Source organism: Gryllotalpicola sp. CP2-P1 (genome assembly GCF_057512245.1).
This window is the reverse complement of the sequence record NZ_JBLRDT010000407.1, coordinates 1-553: the sequence shown is the minus strand read 5'-3', so window position 1 is coordinate 553 and position 553 is coordinate 1. Positions and strand designations below refer to the sequence as shown.

The window sequence follows — 553 nt, the reverse complement described above, 5'->3', positions numbered from 1 at the left end:
TTCCTCATCGCCGGAGTCACCGCCTCGAACGTCTTCGGGAAATACACCCCCACGGTCACCATCGCCGTCACCACCGGCGACCTGAAGAACGCGATCACCGCCGACCGTGCCCGCCAGACCTCGGCCCCACCCGGTGACGGGCCACCTCCGGCCGGCATCGCGTGGCTGGACGGGAAACCCGAACCCCTCACCGGGGCACAACTCATCACCGCGCTGTGCGACGGGAGCATCGCCGGCGTGCTGCTTGATGAAACAGGCCAGGCCCTCGACGCCACCAAGGCCGAACGAACCTTCTCCACCCGGCAAAGACGCGCCATGGCGATCCGCGACGGCGGGTGCCTCATGCCCGGCTGCCCCCTGCCGCCCGACGCAACCGAAGCGCATCACGTCAATCCGTGGGGCGAGAGCCCCCAGAACCACACGACCGAGACGAAAGACGGCATCAGCCTCTGCCGATTCCACCACCTCAACCTGCACAACATGGGCGGCCGCATCGAACGACGCGTGTCCACCTACTGGCTCCACTGGCCCGGAAAGGAGCCGACCCGGCTCG

Annotated in this window: 1 protein-coding gene; it reads left to right on the top strand. The window is 68.0% G+C overall.

The window, feature by feature from the left end; translation table 11 throughout:
• The coding region (locus ACM2XV_RS15605) for an HNH endonuclease signature motif containing protein (RefSeq protein ID WP_487027618.1) at positions 1-553 on the top strand (553 nt) is incomplete at both ends.